Below are 17,099 nucleotides of genomic sequence, written 5' to 3' on the forward strand. Positions count from 1 at the left end.
GAGCGCAGGCTTTGTTCTCTGCAGGGACGGATGAAGAATGAGAAAACTGCTTTTGGCAGCGGGCTTGTGTTTAGCGAGCGTTGCCCACGCTGACGAGCGCGACGTGTGGATGTTCGCCCAGTGGGCGGGTGATCATCAAACCCGCCCTTTCCGTGAAATGCTGGTAGATGCCCGGCTTTACGGTGTAGTGCCAATTCACCAGTTGCTGCGCTCGGCTTCGGACTGGAAACTGTGCCACGCATCGCCTTTCGCTGTACCGCCCCCCGGCAATTGGGCGGCTGTACGCTCGACCCTCGCGTTGATCAGGGCACTCGACGATCAAGGCATCCTGCGCCAGTTCGAGGTGGTTTCGGCTTACCGTGAGCCGCGCCTGAACGCCTGTGCGGGCGGGGCAGCCAACAGTGCGCATACCCGCGCGTTCGCCGTCGATATACTGCTGCCGGCCTGGGCCGATCCCAATCCGCTGTGCCGTTTCTGGCAGCAGCACGGCCAAGCCTGGAACATGGGCCTGGGCCGCTACCCATCAGGCCGCATTCATGTGGATACCGCCGGCTATCGCACCTGGGGCGGCGATGGCAGTGCGGGGTCGTCGTTCTGCGTCAAACCCAAATGAGCCAGGCAACCCCGGCATTCGTCCATTAGCCACTCTGCGAAGCGCTGGCACTTGCCGCTGTCGGCCAGAGGCTGTGGGCTAAGCAGGTGGTAGGCCGAGCCATCGCGCACAAAACCGTACGGTGCCTGCAACTGCCCGCTGTCGAGTTCGTCGCACACCATCAGGGCTGAGGCCATGGCCAGGCCCAGGCCGGCGTTGGCGGCCTGGATCGACAGGTAGAAATGCTCGTAGTCGCTGCGTTCGCAGTGCCGCGCCTGTTGGCCGCTCAGGCGCAGCCAGGTGGGCCAGGCAGCAGGGCGTGTGGTGCTGTGCAGCAGCCGTTGGCCATCGAGTCTGGCGCTGGCGGCGGGGTGGCACACCGGGCCGATCCATTCATCGCAGACCTTCTGGTTGAACAGCTGGTTATTCCAGTGGAAGTCGTCACGGCGGATGGCCATGTCGACCCCACTGCGGGCGAAGTCCAGCGGCCCGCCGGCAGCCACCAGGTGTAACTGCAGGTCGGGATGGGTGGCATGGAAGCGCGGCAGGCGCGGGATCAGCCAGCGCATGGCGATGGTCGGCTCGCAGGACAGCACAAGCACATTGTCGCGGACCTGGTGCTGCAAGCGCTGCACGGCGCCTTCCAGTTGCTCGAAGATCGCCTGGGTGGTGCCATGCAGGGCGCGGCCGGCAGGGGTGAGGAAAATGGCCCTGTTGCGGCGTTCGAACAGTTCCACGCCAAGGCTTTCTTCCAGCAGGCGTATTTGGCGGCTGACCGCGCCGTGAGTGACGTGCAAGTGTTCGGCGGCGCGCACGAAGCTCTCGGTCTGGGCGGCGATGTCGAAGTAGCGGAAGGCGTTGAGTGGCGGCAGTTTCATGATATCCCTGTTCAGCTGTGCCGGCCTCTTCGCGGGTAAACCCGCTCCTACATGGCCACATATTCTCCTGTAGGAGCGGGTTTACCCGCGAAGAGGCCGAGGCAGGCTGTACATATCTGTGAATAAAACTAACAGATTCATCTCAGCATAAATCGATTTTTCCGCATCCGTAAGCGCTCGATAATCGGCGGTCTGTGCATTTCCATCGCCTATCGAGAGCCCTCAGCATGACCGAACTCATCGCCGTCGCCCTGTTCACCTTGCTCGCCGTCATCAGCCCTGGCGCCGATTTCGCCATGGTCACCCGCAGCAGTTATGCGCAGGGGCGCAAGGCCGGGCTGGCGGCCGCCATAGGTATCGCACTGGGGGTGCAGGTGCATGTGTTGTACACGGTGTTGGGCATTGCCGTAATCATCAGCCAGAGCCCGGCGCTGTTCTTCGTCATGAAAGTGCTGGGTGCGGGCTACCTGATCTACCTCGGGTACAAGTCATTGACCAACACGCAACGTATCAACCTGGACGGGGTTGGCCAGTCTGCTGCCAGCGTACTGCAAGCGCTGCGCACCGGCTTTTTGACCAACGCCCTCAACCCCAAGACCATGCTGTTTGTCATCAGTGCCTTCACCCAGGTAGTGCAGCCTGGCAGCCCGCTGGCGCTGAACTTCGCCTACGGTGCGTTCATGTCCGTTGCCCATTGGCTATGGTTCAGCCTCGTGGCGGTATTTTTCTCCAGTACGGCATTGCGCAGGGCGATGATCGAGCGGCAAGTGCTGGTGGACCGGGCCATTGGTCTGGCATTGATCGGGCTTGGCCTGGCTGTGGCGGTGACCGGAATACGTTGAGGCGACGATAGCAGCGCCGAAACCTGTGGTTCGGCGCCCGGCTGCTGCTGGATGGGTTAGCGCGGGCCCCAGCAACTTTTTCGCAGGCAAAGAAAAAGGGCTTACCTTGCGGTAAGCCCTTCGTCTTGTTTGGTGGCTACACAGGGACTTGAACCCCGGACCCCAGCATTATGAATGCTATGCTCTAACCAACTGAGCTATGTAGCCGATGGCGCGCATTATTCTCTTGAACGCCCCCTCTGTCAACACTCATTTCAAAAAAAATTTGCACGCTTTCAAAAACTTAGCGGCCAGCCCCGGTTTTAGCGCACCACAAGCCAGTGCCCGAGCACACCCAGCAACTGCAGCTGCTGGGCTGCAGCCAGGGATTGCAGGCTTTGGCCAGGCCGGTCGAGGTTGAAATCGCCGCTCACACGGCGATGAGCCACGTGTTCATCCATCATCCACAGACGCTGCCCTTGGTAACCGGCAAGGCGCTCCAGCACCTGCCTCAATGGCATGTCTGTGGCTTTAAGGCGGCCGTTGCGCCAACTGTCAGCGGTTTTCAGATCAGCCTTCCGCACCGGGTCGATGCGTGTGTCATCGAAGGTTACCCGCTCACCTGCCGAGACCATTCGCTGCTCACCCCCCTGGGTGACCATGGCCTTGCCACTGAATACCACGAGTTCGTCACGCCCTGCATGGCGGGCTATCTGCAAGCGAGTGCCGTATACCTGGATGCGTGCGTTGCCCACTTCCACGTCCATGGCCCGCCCGTCGAGCACGACTTCCATATGCACCTGGCCCTGCACCAGGTGCAGTTGGCGGGTGCGGCCGCGCAGGTCGACGTTCATCGCGCTGGCGCTGTCCAGGTTCAATGTCGTGCCATCCGCCAAGCGTATGCTGCGGCGCTCTCCCACGTCGGTGTGCAGCTCGCTGGCCAGACGCTGTATCAGCGGCCAGTACAGGTAAGCAGCAGCGCCTAACCCTAGCAAGAACACAAGCGCCAACCCTTTACCCAGGTGACTGCGACGGACAGTGACATGCCGTGGGCGAGGGCGGGCAGGTGCGGGTTGCAGCTGTTGCCAGAACGTCTCCAGCTCGGCGTAGGCGTGGGCGTTCTCTTGTACCTGGCACCAGGCTGCAAATGCCTGGCGCTGCGTTTCGTCGCAACCGGGCTGGCGCAACAACGAAAACCACGCCAGCGCTTCCTGTTGTGGATCGGGCTGCAGCTGCTTGGCGGACATCGGGCTCATGGGGGCGGTCTGCTCACGATAGGGGCCGTTTGGCCTAACGATGACAGGAGTCATTGGCAGAGGATGCTAATTATATTGAGAACCATTTTCAAGTACGTGGCGACAGGGGGATAAAAAAGGTAGCTATGTATCTATTTGATTCCTGATAATCGGATCCCAAACCAGAGGATGGAGATTCAGGCAAATGGCCACCAGTAGTGCCTCCACCGCATCCACCCCGGCAGCGGCAAGCCAAGCCTCGCCGATGGTGATGCGCATCATCGGTTTCTGCGCCTTGGCGCATTTGATCAACGACCTGATCCAGTCGGTGCTGCCGGCGATCTACCCGATGCTCAAGGCCAACTACGACCTGAGCTTCGCCCAGATCGGCATGATCACGCTCACGTTCCAGATCACCGCCTCGTTATTGCAGCCTTGGGTCGGCTTCTTCACCGACCGCCGGCCCACGCCAAATCTGTTGCCGCTAGGCACCCTGTGCACGTTGGTGGGGATCGTGATGCTGGCCTTCGTTGGCAGTTTCCCGATGATCCTGCTGGCGTCGGCGCTGGTGGGCATTGGCTCGTCGACCTTCCACCCGGAAACCTCGCGTATTGCACGGCTGGCTTCGGGCGGGCGCTTCGGCCTGGCCCAGTCGACCTTCCAGGTCGGTGGCAACACCGGCTCCGCTCTGGGCCCGCTGTTGGCAGCGGCCATCGTCATTCCGTTCGGCCAGACCCATGTGGCCTGGTTCGGCCTGGCCGGGCTGTTCTTCCTCGGCGTTACCCTGATGCTGCGCGGCTGGTACAAGGAGCACCTCAATCAGGCCAAGGCGCGAAAGGCGGTGCAGGCCACCCACGGCATTTCGCGCAATCGGGTATTTGCGGCGCTGATCGTGCTGGGCCTGCTGGTGTTCTCCAAGTACTTTTACATGGCCAGCTTCACCAGCTACTTCACCTTTTACCTGATCGAGAAGTTCGGCGTGTCGGTGGCCAGCTCGCAGCTGCACCTGTTCCTGTTCCTCGGCGCAGTGGCGGCGGGCACCTTCTTTGGCGGGCCGATCGGTGACCGTATCGGGCGCAAGGCAGTCATCTGGTTTTCAATACTGGGCGTGGCGCCGTTCACGCTGGCGCTGCCGTATGCCGACTTGTTCTGGACCACGGTGCTGAGCGTGGTGATCGGCTTTATCCTGGCTTCTGCGTTTTCCGCGATCGTGGTGTATGCGCAGGAACTGGTGCCGGGCAGCGTGGGCATGATCGCCGGGATCTTCTTCGGCCTGATGTTCGGCTTTGGTGGCATTGGCGCTGCGCTGTTGGGGTACGTAGCAGACCTGCGTGGTATCGAGTATGTGTACGGCTTGTGCTCGTTCCTGCCATTGTTCGGGTTGTTGGCGGTGTTTCTGCCAAGTACAGGTAAACGCTGAACGCGCCGGGGGCCTGGCAGAGGCCCCTGGGCAATTGACGAGCCCCCCGGAGGTGGCTAGAGTGCCGCCTCTTTTTTCAATCACCTGCGTAGTAGCCAAAGCAATGCGCCGTACCCAGTCCCTCCCACACGCCCGCCAGCCTGCCTTCCAGGCACTGCGTCGTGCATGGCCGAGTGACACGGTGCTCAAGCGCCGCCGCAGCGTGCTGTTTGCCTTCACCTTCTCACCACACCTCGCCTGAACGGATCTGCGCTTTAGCGTCGCTCGCCGTCTCGGCGTGCGCGCCTGTTTCTGCACGTCTTTTCGGTTTGCCAGGAGTGGTACATGAACATGCGTTTATTGGCGGGCTTGTTGTTCGCCGTTTCTGTCGTGGGTTTCAGTTTGGGGGCCAGCTTGCCGCTGGTGTCGTTGCGCCTGCATGAAGCGGGGGCGAGCACCCTGGAAATCGGCATCATCTCGGCCATCCCTGCCGCCGGCATGATGCTCTCTGCTTTTCTGGTCGACGTCTGCTGCCGCCATCTCACCCGGCGCACTATCTATCTGCTGTGTTTCAGCCTGTGCACGGTCAGCATCGCCTTGCTCGAGTCCGCGTTCGGCTCGTTGTGGCTGCTGGCGTTGCTGCGCCTGGGCCTGGGGCTTGGCATGGGGATCGCCATCATCCTCGGCGAGTCGTGGGTCAACGAACTGTGCCCCGAACATAACCGCGGCAAGATCATGGCCCTGTACGCCACCAGCTTTACGGGCTTTCAGGTGCTGGGCCCGGCCATGCTGGCAGTGTTGGGCGCCGATAGCCCGTGGATCACGGGTGTCGTCACGGTCTGTTATGCGCTGGCGTTGCTGTGCATTGTGCTGACGGTGCCCAACGACCATGTCGAGCACGAAGAGGGCGAAAAAAGCTTCGGCCTGGCCGGGTTCTTCCGGGTGGCACCGGCGTTGTGCATGGCGGTGCTGTTCTTCTCGTTCTTCGATGCCGTGGTGCTGTCGCTGCTGCCGGTGTACGCCACCAGCCATGGCTTTGCCGTTGGCGTGGCAGCGTTGATGGTGACGGTGGTGTTTGCCGGCGACATGCTGTTCCAGCTGCCGCTGGGCTGGCTGGCCGACCGGGTTGAGCGCACAGGGTTGCACCTGGTGTGCGGGCTGGTGGCGATGGTGATCGGCATCGGTTTGCCTTGGCTGCTGAATCTGACCTGGCTGCTGTGGCCGCTGCTGGTGGTGCTGGGCGCGGTGGCGGGGGGCATCTATACCTTGGCGCTGGTGCTGATCGGGCAGCGCTTCAAGGGCCAGGACCTGGTCACTGCCAATGCCAGTGTGGGCTTGCTCTGGGGTGTAGGCAGCCTGGTCGGGCCGCTGGTCAGTGGGGCGGCCATGAATGTCGCGCCCCACGGTTTGCCCATGGCGCTGGCCCTGATGGCCGGGCTGTTCGTGTGCTTTGCCAGGCAGTCATACCGGCGCCGTGGGCGGATGCGGGCTGTGGCGCAGTGATACCCCTTTACGCCGCGCCGATGCTGACCCAATAGCGCGTTCGGTACTCGACCCGCACGGGTAGGCTGCGGGTGAGCAGTTGCAGGATTTGCCCGGTGTCATCCAGCTGATAGGTGCCGGAAACCTTCAAGCCTGCCACTTCTGGAGCGCAGCGCAACAGGCCCGGTCGATAGCGGCCGAGTTCGCTGACAAACTCGGCAAGCGGCATCTGCTGCACGCTGAGTACACCTTCGGTCCAACCCCAGGGGTCGTTGTGCAGTGTTCTGGCCTGAATGCTGCCGTTGGCGCTGACTTGCAAGGTTTCACCGGGCAGCACCTGCCTCGCTGACGCCGAGGCAGGGAACAGCGTGACTTCACCACGCCGCACCGACAGCAGCAGGCCCTGGCTGTTTTCGCGCAGCAACAGCTGGCCATCGAAGGTGGTCAGCGGGCCGACAGGGGTGGCGACGTGGAATGGGCGGTTGTCGTTGGGGTTGCTGTCCAGGCTGACCTCGCCATGGATCAGTTTCAGCTGGCGTTGTTCCGCACTGTAGTGCAAGTCGATGGCACTGGCAGTGTTGAGCTGGATGCGGCTGCCGTCACTGCCTTGCCATTGGCGCCGTTCACCGGTGGCGGTGCTGGTGTCGGCCAGCAGTTGTGGCAGGCCCAGCGGTTCGCGCGCGGCCCAGCCCAGGCTGCCGCCCACGGCCAACAGCCCCAGCAACTTCAGGTGGTCCCTGCGGCTGGCTTTGGGGTGCTGGCTAGCGTCCAGGGTGCGCCGGCTCAGGTCCTTGGGCAGCCCGGCCAGTTCATCGCCCAGATGACTGACCCGCTGCCAGGCCAGGCGGTTGTGTGGGTGGCTGGCCAGCCAGTGTTGAAACTGCTGCTCGGTGCGCGGGCTAGGGGTGTCGAAACGCAGCTTCACCAGCCAGTCGATGGCCTGATCGACCTGCGCCTGAGCGGGCGTACCATCAGGCATCGGCATAGCGCAACCGGTAGCAGACGCCCAGGGCCTTCGCCAGATCGCGCTCAACGGTGGCCCTGGACACCTCCAGACGTTGGGCAACCTGCACGATGCTCAAACCGTCTAGCTGGGCCAGCAGGAACGCTTGGCGGACGCGCGGTTTCAACTGGTGCAAGGCGCGGTCGAGGCGTTCAAGGCTATCGAGGATGACAAGCTTATCCTCTTCGCTGGGCACTTCTGCTTCGGGCAGGTGAGCCAGGCTTTCCTGGTAGGCCCGCTCCAGCGCGCGGCGGCGGAACTGGTCGATCATCAAGCCACGGGCGATGCTGCTGAGGTAGGCGCGCGGTTCTTTGAGCGGCGACACCTGGCGGGCGCGCAACAACCGCACGAAGGTATCCTGGGCCAGGTCTGCGGCATGTTCACTGCAACCGACCCGGCTGCGTAACCAGCCGCGCAACCAGGCATGGTGAGACTGGTAGAGCAGAGCGACCTCGGTGGGCTTGAGCGTGTCGTTGATCTGCATCGTAGAGAAGGCCCAGTCCAGTGATGTGTGCGATTGTGAATAGTTCTCAATTCTATGCGGGGAAGATGGCGCCGAGCAATGGCATGCCAAAGATTAGCTGCGCAAGAACCGGCGTTTGCCCGATGAACGGCTGCGCTAAGCTGGACCTGCAATCGACTTGATGGAGGTGCCATGATGCTGGCCGACCTTTCGCCTGAGGCCTATCACGAGGCCACGCAACACCTGGCGGCACTTGACCCGGACTGGTCGCGGCATATCGCAGCGATCGGGCCCTGCCTGCACCAGGCTACGCCGCGACGTGAGCCTTATGAGGCATTGGTGCGGGCGATTGCCTACCAGCAACTGCACGCCCGCGCCGCCGAGGCGATCCTGGGGCGTTTGCTGGCGCTGTTCCCGGCAGATGATTTTCCGCAGCCAGAGCAGTTGCTGGCGGTATCCCCGGAAACCCTGCGTGCCTGCGGCTTTTCGGCGAGCAAGCTGGTGACGGTCCAGGGCATTGCTCAAGCCACCCTGGAGGGCTTGGTACCGACGCGGGAGCAGGCGTTAACCATGGCTGACGAGGCGTTGATCGAACGCCTGGTGGCGCTGCGTGGGGTAGGGCGGTGGACGGTGGAGATGCTGCTGATCTATAGCCTGGGCCGTTCTGACATTTTGCCGGTGGACGATTTTGGCGTGCGCGAGGGGTATCGGCGGCTCAAAGGGCTGGAGACGGCGCCGACACCGGCGCAAATGCGTTCGCTGGGCGGCGCCTGGCGGCCGTTTCGTACCGTGGCGGCCTGGTACCTGTGGCGGGCCTGAGGTTTTTGCATCGCCCGTACAGGCAACAACATATCCGGGAAACAAAGATGAACCCCTACACCACCCCCGACCAACGCTGGCAAGCCGTAGAGAGCCGCGACACTGCCGCCACAGGCCACTTTGTCTACGCCGTACGTACCACCGGCGTCTACTGCCACCCCGGCTGCAAATCACGCCAGGCCAAGCGCATGAACGTCGAGTTCTACGACACTGCCGCAGCCGCCGAGGCTGCCGGCTACCGTGCTTGCAAACGCTGTATCAGCAAGGCCAGCGCCACCCGCCACAGCCAGCTGGTTACCCACGCCTGCCGCTTGATCGAAACCAGCGACCCCGCGCCAAGCCTCGAGCAACTCAGTGCACGTCTGGCCATCAGCCCCTTCCACCTGCATCGGCTGTTCAAGGCCGAAACCGGGGTTACGCCCAAAGCCTACGCCACGGCCTTCCGGGCCCGGCGCCTGCGTGCGCACCTGGAAGACGGCCAGCACTCTGTCACCGATGCTATTTACAACGCCGGCTACAACTCCAACAGCCGCTTCTACGAAAGCGCCGACCAGCGCCTGGGCATGCGTCCCCGGCAATACCGCGCCGGCGGTGCCGGGGCAACCATTCACTTCGCCCTCGGGCAGTGCTCGCTGGGTGCAATACTGGTCGCCCAGAGCGACAAGGGCATCTGCGCGATTCTGCTGGGCGACGACCCCGAGAGCTTGTTACACGAGCTGCAGGATCAGTTCCCCAAGGCCCACCTGATTGGCGGCGACAGCGCCTACGAACAGAGGGTGGCCGAAGTGATCGGTTTCGTCGAAGCGCCCGCCTTGGGCCTGGCTCTGCCGCTGGATGTACAAGGCACCGCGTTTCAGGAGCGGGTGTGGCAGGCGCTGCGTGAGGTGCCGGCCGGCAGCCGGGTCAGCTATACCGACATCGCCGAGCGCATTGGCGCCCCCAAGGCCGTACGGGCGGTAGCCATGGCCTGCGCGGCCAACCGTATTGCCGTGGCCATCCCTTGCCACCGCGTAGTGCGCCGGGATGGCGACATCAGCGGTTACCGCTGGGGCGTGGAGCGCAAACAGCAATTGCTGAAGCGAGAAACGGCACTCTCCTGACGGCCCGAAGCCGCGTAGAATCCCCCGCCAAATCGAATTGCAAAGAGGAATATTCGATGAGGCGTGTCAGCCTTGCCCGTTATTGCCCAGGTCTGATTGCCCTGCTGGCCCTGATGCTGTTGCTTGTCAGCCCGGCCTGGTCGGCCCCGGCCACGCCATTGTCCAACTTGGCGGCTGCCGAAGCGCCCGCACTGGACGAAAACGCCAGCCTCGAACAGCTGAGTGACCGCTTGGACCTGATCCGCCAAGGCGTCACCAGCGAGGCCAACGACGACGTGCTGTCGCAACTGCGCCTGGGCGCGATGCAGGTTCAGCGTCAAGCTGATGCACTGAGTACACAGCGCACTGCCGATGTGGGAAAACTCGACGACCAGCTGAAGGTCATCGGCCCGGCCCAGCCGGACGAGGCTGCTACCCTGACGCAGCAGCGCAAAGCGCTGGAGGCCGAGAAAAAGGCGCTGGTAGCCCAGCAGGATCAGGCCACCAAGCTGACCCAGTCGGCCCGTGACCTGTCCACGCAAATCGTCAACCTGCGCCGCAGTCAGTTCAACTCGCAAATCACCAGCCGTGCAGCCTCGCCGCTGAGCCCAGCCTTCTGGCAGAGCATCATCCGCCCCACCCAGGACGACGTGGCGCGCCTGCGTGACCTGCGCGGCGAGGCGGCCGATGCCATCAGCAGCGCCTTCAGCGCCGAAAACCGCTGGCTGTTCGTTGCCAGCCTGGTGGCGGCGATTCTGGTGTGGACGTTGGTGCGGCGCGTGCTTGAACGCTTGCTGGCCAGTGCAATGGTTCACTGGCTGCCGGAGGGCCGCCTGCGCCGCAGCGCCTTGGCTCTGGGCGTTAGCCTGGCAACCCTGGGCACCATCGCCGGCTCGGTGTCGTTGCTGCGCTGGGGGCTGGAAAGCAATGCACGCTTGGGTTCGGATATCGCCAGCCTGACCAATCACATTCTCACCCTGGTGGTGTTCAGTGCCTTCATCACCGGCCTGGGCCGCGCCATGCTGATGCTGCAGCGTCCGTCCTGGCGGTTGCCGGCGATCCACGACGAAGTCGCCAGTGCGCTGGGCTGGTTCCCGAAGGTGCTGGCATTGGCACTGATGGTCATGATGACCATGGAGCGCATGAACAGCGTGATCGGCGCCAGCCTGGCCCTGACGGTGGCCGTCAACGGGCTGACCGCGCTGGTGGTGGCGCTCACCTTTGCTGGCGCGCTGCTGTGTTACCGCCGCACCCTGCGCAAGCATGGCCTGGAGCGCCCGACGGGCCTGGCCGGGCTGATCCCGTTCGTGATGGTCATCTGGCTGACGTTGATCCTGCTGGCGCTGCTCACCGGCTACCTGACACTCGCCTATTTCCTCACCGCCAAGCTGTTGTGGGTCAGCCTGGTGATCACCTGTGCCTACTTGCTGACCACCTTCTTCGGCGACCTGTGCGAAACCCTGCTGTCACCCCGCCAGCCCGGTGGCCTGGCTCTGGCGTCGACCCTGGGCCTGGCCCCTCGCCACCAGGCCCAGGCCAGTACCATACTGGCCGGCATCGGCCGCACGGTCGTGCTGTTCCTGGCACTGTTGCTGGTGTTGATGCCGTCGGGCACCAGCCCTAGCGAATTGCTGTTGAGTCTGGGCGACTGGGATGGGACCGGCGGCAAGCTGCTCGGTAACCTGAACATCGTGCCGCAGGACATCCTGCTGGCCTTGGCCATCTTCCTCGGCGGCCTGTTCGCCATCCGTGTGGTCAAGCGCTGGCTGAGCGACCGCCTGCTGCCGGAAACCGAGATGGACGCCGGCATGCGGGCCTCGCTGGTAACCCTGGTGGGTTACCTGGGTTTCCTGTTCCTGGCCATGCTGGTGATGTCGACCTTGCGTATCAACCTCACCAGCCTGACCTGGGTGGTCAGTGCCCTGTCGGTCGGTATCGGTTTCGGTTTGCAGCAGATCGTGCAGAACTTCATTTCCGGCCTGATTCTGCTGACCGAGCGCCCGGTGAAGGTCGGCGACTGGGTCAGCCTGGCGGGTGTCGAGGGTGATATCCGCCGCATCAATGTCCGCGCCACCGAGATCCAGATGTCTGACCGTTCCACGGTGATCGTGCCCAACTCGCAGTTCATCTCGCAGAACGTGCGCAACGTGACCATGGGCAACGCGCTGGGCGTGGTCAGCATTACCCTGACACTGCCGCTGGAGACCGATGCCAACCGTGTGCGTGAGCTGCTGCTGGCGGCTTACCATGAGCACGAGGCGATTCTGGATGCGCCAGCTACCTCGGTGTCGTTCAAGGACCTGACGGCCAGCGGTATGGTGATCGGTGTGAGTGGCTATGTGGCTGGGCCGCGGCAGGTATCGGGCACCCGCAGCGACCTGCTGTTCACCATTCTTGGCCGGTTGCGTGATGAAGGCATTCCACTGTCTTCGCCGCAGAGCATGGTGCTGGTGCAGGAAGGTGCGCGGCCGGCTGACGAGTCGGTGTAGGCATCGGGGGGCAAGGCCCCCCAACTCAATGCTGTTTGGCCTGCCTGATACGCAGCAGTATCACCAGCAGCACCAGCAGGACTGGCGGCGCCATGGCCATCAAGCCATCGCGCGCCGTCAGTCCCAACCCCAGTACATTCAGCCCGCCATACAAAAGCTTGAACAGATTCAGCAGGTAATAGGTGATGGCGATGATCGACAGCCCCTCCACCGCTCGCTGGATTTTCACCTGGGCATCTGCCCGGGCATTGAGGCTGCGCAAGATCTCGGCGTTCTGCTCCTCCATCTCAACTTGCACCCGCGCCTGCAGCAAATCGCCCAGGTTGGCCACGTTCTTCGCCAACTGCTCCAGCCGTTGCTCGGTAGCTGCGCAGTAACGCACGGTCGGCTTGAACCGGCGCTCGATGAATACCCCAAGGCGCTGGCAGTCGCCCACATGGCTTTCCCGCAACTCCCCCAGGCGTTCGAACACCAGCTGTGCGTAGGCCTGGGTGGCGCCAAAGCGGTGACGGGTTTTTACCGTGCGGCTTACAACCTGACGTGACAGGTGGGCAATGGCTTCCAGCAGCCCCTTGGAATCATGGCCATCGACCCCGGCACTGCGCTCGGAGAGGCAGACCAGGGTCTTGTCGAAAGTATCCAGTTCCTGGCTCAGTTGCTTGGCCGTGCTCAGGGTCAGCGAAGCCATCATGCGGTACGTCTCGATTTCCAGCAGGCGGCGGATCATGCGGCCCTGGCGGTAGGCATTGAGGCGCCTGTTGATGAACAGGAAGCGGTTGGTGCCATCCTCGGTCAGGCGGAAGTCGCTCCACACCACCGCATCGCCACCACCCACGCACGAGCCGCACGGGTCTTTGAAGCCGTAATCGGCCAGGTTCAGGTCCTGTTCGTGACGTACCAGCACCTGCACTGCATTGATCACCTGCGCCACCTGCGGCGCAATCGCCTCGGCCAGCACCGGCGGCAGGGTTTGCCATGTGGTATCGGCTGTGGTGCATGGCACAACCAGCGTCAACGTGAAGAACTCGGTGTGCCGCTCCCATTTGAACGGGTGGCCATCCATGGCAGTGATGCCTTGTGCGGCACCGGTGTCCGAAACATCAGGGCAGCAGCGCTGCAGCAATGCTGTACAGGCAGCATCGCCGCCGAGCAAGGCCAGGTGGAAGACATGCGCCGGGCCGTCGAAATAAAGTGACGGACGGGCGTGCAGTTCATTGTGCAAGGCGGTGCGTTGAGGGTGCATGGGTGGTCCGGCCTGGTGTTGTGATTATGGGGGTACCAGGAAGTGGGACTTTGCGGGCAATGGAGAAAGTCACGCGGGGGAATGTTTGTATGACCTGTACCGGCCTCTTCGCGGGTGAAACTGCTCGTGGGCGCTCAACATTTTAAAAGCCTTCGCGGTGGCCTGTAGGAGCGGGTTCACCCGCGAAAGGGCCGGCCCTGCTGGCCAATTTCCACCCGCCGCTCACCGTCGCAGCCGCCACCGTATTCGCGGGTAAACCCGCTCCTACACACAGCACAGGCCGTTGTAGGAGCGGGTTCACCCGCGAACACCGGCAAAGCCGGTGCCATCCACCGCGTTGGTTTTCTTCGCGGGCATGCCCGCTCCCACAAGATGACCACAGGGCTGAGGTGTTGTGGATTACCTGTGGGGGCTTACCCGCGAGGAGGCCGGAAAACCATAGATTTCGCCTTGCCCCACGGTTTGATGATTAATCACCTCGATTTCAAAGCCTTTCCAGGCATTGCCGCCGTTGAAGCTGCAGGTTGCTGCCTGTCGACTGACACCGGTGAAAAGCTTCAACCCGGCCCCTTGCGGTATCAGCCCAGACAGCGGGTTACATGCTTGACCGACTGATAGGCTGACAACCCCCAAGGCCCCAGCTCACGGCCGATCCCGCTGCCCTTGGTGCCCCCCCAGGACGTTTCGACGAACACCGCCTGCACCGAGTTGATCCACACATGGCCAACATCCAGCGCATCGGCCACGCGCTCGGCGCGCTCCAGGTCGGCGGAGCACACCGTGGCGACCAGCCCGAAGCGGCTGTCATTGGCTTCGGCAATGGCCTGTTCCTCGCTGGCAAAGCGCCGTGCGCAGAGCACCGGGCCAAAGATTTCCTCAGTCCACAGGCGGCTGTCTTTCGGCACATCGGTATACAGCGTCGGGCTGACGAACCAGCCTTCACGGTCCAGTGCATGGCCGCCAGCCAGGCACTGCAAACCTTCTTCCCGCGCCGTGGCAAAGTAGCTGGCCACCTTCAGCCATTGCGCCTGGCTGGTCAGCGGGCCCATGTCGACCTCTTCGGTCAAAGGATTACCCACCCGCAGGTTTTCCAGCGCCGCCTGCAAGCGCGGCAGCAGTGCATCGGCAATGCCGTCCTGCACCAGCAGCCGCGATGTGGCCGAACACATCTGGCCGGCGTTCCAGCTGATGCCGGCAACAATCCATTCCACCGCCTGGTCGACATCGCAATCATCGAACACCACGATGGCCGACTTGCCGCCCAGTTCCAGCGTCACCGGCCGGCACTGCGCCGAAGCGCTGCGCATCACCTGGCTGCCGACGCTGTTGCTACCTGTGAAGGACAACTTGTCCAGGCCGTTGTGGTTGCTCAGTGCGGCGCCGGTCTCGGCCTTGCCGTTGACGATGTTCAGCACCCCGGCGGGCAGGCCCAGGGCGTCGGCGATCTGGCCGTAGGCCTGCTCGATCAGCGGGGTGACCTCTGAAGGCTTGAGCACCACGGTGCAACCGGCGGCCAAGGCCGGAGCAAGTTTCCAGGCGCTGGTCACCAACGGGAAGTTCCACGGCACGATCAGGCCGACCACGCCCACCGGTTCAAGGCGGGTGCGGGCGGTGAAACCCGGCGCAGCCAGCGGCACGGTGCAGTTTTTCGATGGCAGTTGCTCGGCCAGCTCGGCGTAATAGCCAAAGGTAGCGATGGCGTCATCCAGGTCGATTTCCGCTTCGTGACGCGGTTTGCCGTTATTGCGCATCTGCAGGGTGACAAGCGCTTCACGGCGTTGCCCGAGCTGTTCGGCAAAACCACGCAGGAAGGCGGCACGTTCACTGGCGCAGGTGCTTTTCCAGGCGGGCAGGGCGCTGCGGGCAGCGGCGACGGCCTGGTCGACCTGGCTCACGCTGGCGGCCATCAGCTCGGCGAACGGTTGCCCCAGTGCAGGGTCGTTGACACTGATGCAGTCGCTGCCTTGGCCTTCGACCCAATGGCCGGCGATATAGTGGGAAGTGGTCATGGTCGGTTTCCAGTCAGGCCATCTTGGCAGTGGTCACAGGCGTATGCGCGGTGCTTTTGCAACGCACCCATCGCGGGCCCAAGGGGCCATACACGCCAGCAGGTTCAGGGAACAGGTTGAGCAACAGCAGGTACAGCACGCCAGCCAGCCCCAGCGTGACCGGCAGGCTCAGGTCGATGCCGCCCGCCAGGTCACCCAGTGGGCCGACGAACTGCCCCGGCAGGTTGACGAAGCACAGGCCGACCGCCGCGCTGGGGATCCACGCTCCCATGCCGCGCCAGTTCCAGCCGTGCAGGAACCAGTAGTGGCCACCACGCTGGCCGCGGGTGAATACCTGCAGGTCGTCGGCGTGGTAGAAGCCGCGGCGGGTAATCAGGCCAAGGATCATGATCACCATCCACGGGCTGGTGCAGGTAATGATCAGCACGGCAAAGGTCGATACGCTCTGCACGAGGTTGAAGGTGAAGCGGCCAATGAAGATGAAGCCAATCGCCAGCACGCCGATCAGCAGCGTAGCGCCAGCACGGCTGAGCAGGCGCGGGAACACGCTGGACATGTCCAGGCCGGTGCCATACAGCGCGGTGGTGCCGGTGGACATGCCGCCGATCACCGCAATCAGGCACACCGGCAGGAAGAACCAGCTAGGGGCAACTGCCAGCAGGCCGCCGACATAGTTGTTGGCGGCAATGTAGTCCGGCGCCTGGGTGGCGACCAGGGTGGCCGTACACAGGCCGAACAGGAACGGAATCAGCGTCGCCCCCTGTGCCGCGATCACTGCCAGCATGATGCGTGCCTTGGGGGTTTCGCGTGGAATGTAGCGCGACCAGTCACCCAGGAAGGCGCCAAACGACACCGGGTTGCTCATGGCCAGGATCGCCGCGCCGACGAACGCAGCCCAGAAGCCTGCCTGGCCAAGGTTGACGCTGCCTGCGTAACCGGCATCGAAGGGCCCGGCAAAGGCGACGATGCCCAGCAGGAACAGCAGGCTCGAGGCCCACACGGCAATCTTGTTGACCCACAGCATGAAGCGGAAGCCAAAGATGCAGACCACCAGGACCAGCACCGCGAACAAACCATAGGCCAGCCCCAGGGTCAGGTCGGTCTCTGGCAGGCCGGCCAGGCGCTTGGCACCACCGACCAACGCATCGCCCGAGCTCCACACCGAGAGCGAGAAAAACGCCACCGCCGTAAGCAGCGACAGGAACGAGCCGACGATGCGCCCGTGTACGCCAAAGTGCGCGCCCGATGAAACAGCGTTGTTGGTGCCGTTAAGCGCGCCAAACAGCCCCATCGGTGCAAGGATCAGCGCGCCGATGCCAACGCCAAGCAGAATCGCCCACACACCCGCCTGGAATGACAACCCGAAAAGCACCGGGAAGCTGCCCAGTACGGCGGTAGCGAAGGTATTGGCACCGCCGAAGATCAGGCGGAACAGGTCTAGCGGGGAGGCGTCGCGTTGATCGGCGGGGATCTGTTCGACGCCGTTGGTCTCGATACCGGTCGAGTGGCTCATGGTGGTGCTCCAGCGCGGTTGTTGTAGCCCGCGCAGTGCGCGGGCCTTTTTGTGGGTGCGATGGCAGGGCGGCA

Annotated in this window: 16 protein-coding genes and 1 tRNA gene; 8 read left to right on the forward strand and 9 right to left on the reverse strand. The window is 63.3% G+C overall.

The annotated features are described in order from the left end of the window. Positions 1-37 precede the first annotated feature (37 nt). Positions 38-613, forward strand: a complete 576-nt coding sequence (locus I8746_RS13835) for a D-Ala-D-Ala carboxypeptidase family metallohydrolase (protein WP_033725220.1) — start codon at positions 38-40, stop codon at positions 611-613. On the opposite strand, the gene I8746_RS13840 is transcribed toward I8746_RS13835, so the two are convergent. After that, positions 553-1,470 (reverse strand): LysR substrate-binding domain-containing protein, encoded by a 918-nt coding sequence (locus I8746_RS13840; RefSeq protein ID WP_012051160.1) that lies wholly within the window; start codon positions 1,468-1,470, stop codon positions 553-555. The genes I8746_RS13835 and I8746_RS13840 overlap by 61 nt on opposite strands. Positions 1,471-1,697: 227 nt before the next feature. Between I8746_RS13840 and I8746_RS13845 the strand changes: the two genes are divergently transcribed. Beyond that, positions 1,698-2,312, forward strand: a complete 615-nt coding sequence (locus I8746_RS13845; RefSeq protein ID WP_012051161.1) for a LysE family translocator — start codon at positions 1,698-1,700, stop codon at positions 2,310-2,312. Between the two features lie 130 nt (positions 2,313-2,442). Here I8746_RS13845 and I8746_RS13850 read toward each other — a convergent pair. Next, a tRNA-Met gene (locus I8746_RS13850) sits at positions 2,443-2,519 on the reverse strand. Positions 2,520-2,614: 95 nt separating this feature from the next. Beyond that, positions 2,615-3,538, reverse strand: a complete 924-nt coding sequence (locus I8746_RS13855) for a FecR domain-containing protein (RefSeq protein WP_017148091.1) — start codon at positions 3,536-3,538, stop codon at positions 2,615-2,617. 193 nt (positions 3,539-3,731) lie between these two features. Here I8746_RS13855 and I8746_RS13860 point away from each other — a divergent pair, with 193 nt between their 5' ends. From I8746_RS13860 to I8746_RS13870, 3 genes are all read left to right on the forward strand, one after another. Continuing rightward, the gene (locus I8746_RS13860; RefSeq protein WP_161774983.1) at positions 3,732-4,946 is read left to right on the forward strand and encodes an MFS transporter; all 1,215 of its coding nucleotides are present in this window, start codon (positions 3,732-3,734) and stop codon (positions 4,944-4,946) included. 103 nt (positions 4,947-5,049) lie between these two features. Further along, on the forward strand, positions 5,050-5,187 hold the full coding sequence (locus I8746_RS13865; RefSeq protein ID WP_003247435.1) for a hypothetical protein: 138 nt from the start codon (positions 5,050-5,052) through the stop codon (positions 5,185-5,187). 83 nt (positions 5,188-5,270) lie between these two features. Next, positions 5,271-6,428, forward strand: coding sequence for an MFS transporter (locus I8746_RS13870; protein ID WP_221100762.1), 1,158 nt, complete (start codon positions 5,271-5,273; stop codon positions 6,426-6,428). 7 nt (positions 6,429-6,435) lie between these two features. Here I8746_RS13870 and I8746_RS13875 read toward each other — a convergent pair whose 3' ends face one another. Both I8746_RS13875 and I8746_RS13880 read right to left on the reverse strand, forming a co-directional pair. Next, entirely contained in the window at positions 6,436-7,392 is a 957-nt protein-coding gene (locus I8746_RS13875) for a FecR domain-containing protein (RefSeq protein ID WP_012051165.1), read from the reverse strand. Then, positions 7,379-7,894 (reverse strand): sigma-70 family RNA polymerase sigma factor, encoded by a 516-nt coding sequence (locus tag I8746_RS13880; protein WP_047605086.1) that lies wholly within the window; start codon positions 7,892-7,894, stop codon positions 7,379-7,381. Before I8746_RS13880 ends, I8746_RS13875 begins: the two co-directional genes overlap by 14 nt. Positions 7,895-8,065: 171 nt before the next feature. Here I8746_RS13880 and I8746_RS13885 point away from each other — a divergent pair, with 171 nt between their 5' ends. The 3 genes from I8746_RS13885 to I8746_RS13895 are packed head-to-tail and all read left to right on the forward strand — an operon-like array spanning position 8,066 to position 12,260. After that, positions 8,066-8,692 (forward strand): DNA-3-methyladenine glycosylase, encoded by a 627-nt coding sequence (locus tag I8746_RS13885; RefSeq protein WP_041168291.1) that lies wholly within the window; start codon positions 8,066-8,068, stop codon positions 8,690-8,692. Between the two features lie 47 nt (positions 8,693-8,739). Beyond that, positions 8,740-9,792: a bifunctional DNA-binding transcriptional regulator/O6-methylguanine-DNA methyltransferase Ada gene (ada, locus tag I8746_RS13890; RefSeq protein WP_012051167.1), complete on the forward strand. Its 1,053-nt coding sequence runs from the start codon at positions 8,740-8,742 to the stop codon at positions 9,790-9,792. Between the two features lie 56 nt (positions 9,793-9,848). Beyond that, positions 9,849-12,260 (forward strand): DUF3772 domain-containing protein, encoded by a 2,412-nt coding sequence (locus tag I8746_RS13895; protein WP_221100763.1) that lies wholly within the window; start codon positions 9,849-9,851, stop codon positions 12,258-12,260. Between the two features lie 25 nt (positions 12,261-12,285). Here the strand turns inward: I8746_RS13895 and I8746_RS13900 are convergent, their stop codons facing one another. The 4 genes from I8746_RS13900 to I8746_RS13915 all read right to left on the reverse strand — a co-directional run bounded on the left by I8746_RS13900 (position 12,286) and on the right by I8746_RS13915 (position 17,025). Beyond that, positions 12,286-13,503 carry a DUF3422 domain-containing protein gene (locus I8746_RS13900; RefSeq protein WP_119714157.1) on the reverse strand — a complete coding sequence of 406 codons (1,218 nt, stop codon included), beginning with the start codon at positions 13,501-13,503 and terminating at the stop codon, positions 12,286-12,288. A gap of 399 nt (positions 13,504-13,902) precedes the next feature. Continuing rightward, positions 13,903-14,064, reverse strand: coding sequence for a hypothetical protein (locus I8746_RS13905; protein ID WP_158249204.1), 162 nt, complete (start codon positions 14,062-14,064; stop codon positions 13,903-13,905). A gap of 17 nt (positions 14,065-14,081) precedes the next feature. Further along, a complete protein-coding gene (locus I8746_RS13910; protein WP_221100764.1) occupies positions 14,082-15,512 on the reverse strand; it encodes an aldehyde dehydrogenase family protein in 1,431 nt (476 codons plus the stop codon). 13 nt (positions 15,513-15,525) lie between these two features. Then, entirely contained in the window at positions 15,526-17,025 is a 1,500-nt protein-coding gene (locus tag I8746_RS13915) for a cytosine permease (RefSeq protein WP_192907557.1), read from the reverse strand. Between the last annotated feature and the right edge of the window lie 74 nt (positions 17,026-17,099).

The organism is Pseudomonas sp. USTB-Z (assembly GCF_019691255.1).
Classification (GTDB): domain Bacteria; phylum Pseudomonadota; class Gammaproteobacteria; order Pseudomonadales; family Pseudomonadaceae; genus Aquipseudomonas; species Aquipseudomonas alloputida.

What these genes read in the sequence shown, in the direction of transcription:
- I8746_RS13855 (WP_017148091.1), bottom strand. Translation starts at nt 3,538, where the DNA reads ATGTCCGCCAAGCAGCTGCAGCCCGATCCACAACAGGAAGCGCTGGCG.
- I8746_RS13875 (WP_012051165.1), bottom strand. Translation starts at nt 7,392, where the DNA reads ATGCCGATGCCTGATGGTACGCCCGCTCAGGCGCAGGTCGATCAGGCC.
- I8746_RS13835 (WP_033725220.1), top strand. Translation starts at nt 38, where the DNA reads ATGAGAAAACTGCTTTTGGCAGCGGGCTTGTGTTTAGCGAGCGTTGCC.
- I8746_RS13845 (WP_012051161.1), top strand. Translation starts at nt 1,698, where the DNA reads ATGACCGAACTCATCGCCGTCGCCCTGTTCACCTTGCTCGCCGTCATC.
- I8746_RS13895 (WP_221100763.1), top strand. Translation starts at nt 9,849, where the DNA reads ATGAGGCGTGTCAGCCTTGCCCGTTATTGCCCAGGTCTGATTGCCCTG.
- I8746_RS13870 (WP_221100762.1), top strand. Translation starts at nt 5,271, where the DNA reads ATGAACATGCGTTTATTGGCGGGCTTGTTGTTCGCCGTTTCTGTCGTG.
- I8746_RS13910 (WP_221100764.1), bottom strand. Translation starts at nt 15,512, where the DNA reads ATGACCACTTCCCACTATATCGCCGGCCATTGGGTCGAAGGCCAAGGC.
- I8746_RS13885 (WP_041168291.1), top strand. Translation starts at nt 8,066, where the DNA reads ATGATGCTGGCCGACCTTTCGCCTGAGGCCTATCACGAGGCCACGCAA.
- I8746_RS13900 (WP_119714157.1), bottom strand. Translation starts at nt 13,503, where the DNA reads ATGCACCCTCAACGCACCGCCTTGCACAATGAACTGCACGCCCGTCCG.
- I8746_RS13840 (WP_012051160.1), bottom strand. Translation starts at nt 1,470, where the DNA reads ATGAAACTGCCGCCACTCAACGCCTTCCGCTACTTCGACATCGCCGCC.
- I8746_RS13915 (WP_192907557.1), bottom strand. Translation starts at nt 17,025, where the DNA reads ATGAGCCACTCGACCGGTATCGAGACCAACGGCGTCGAACAGATCCCC.
- ada (WP_012051167.1), top strand. Translation starts at nt 8,740, where the DNA reads ATGAACCCCTACACCACCCCCGACCAACGCTGGCAAGCCGTAGAGAGC.
- I8746_RS13880 (WP_047605086.1), bottom strand. Translation starts at nt 7,894, where the DNA reads ATGCAGATCAACGACACGCTCAAGCCCACCGAGGTCGCTCTGCTCTAC.
- I8746_RS13860 (WP_161774983.1), top strand. Translation starts at nt 3,732, where the DNA reads ATGGCCACCAGTAGTGCCTCCACCGCATCCACCCCGGCAGCGGCAAGC.
- I8746_RS13865 (WP_003247435.1), top strand. Translation starts at nt 5,050, where the DNA reads ATGCGCCGTACCCAGTCCCTCCCACACGCCCGCCAGCCTGCCTTCCAG.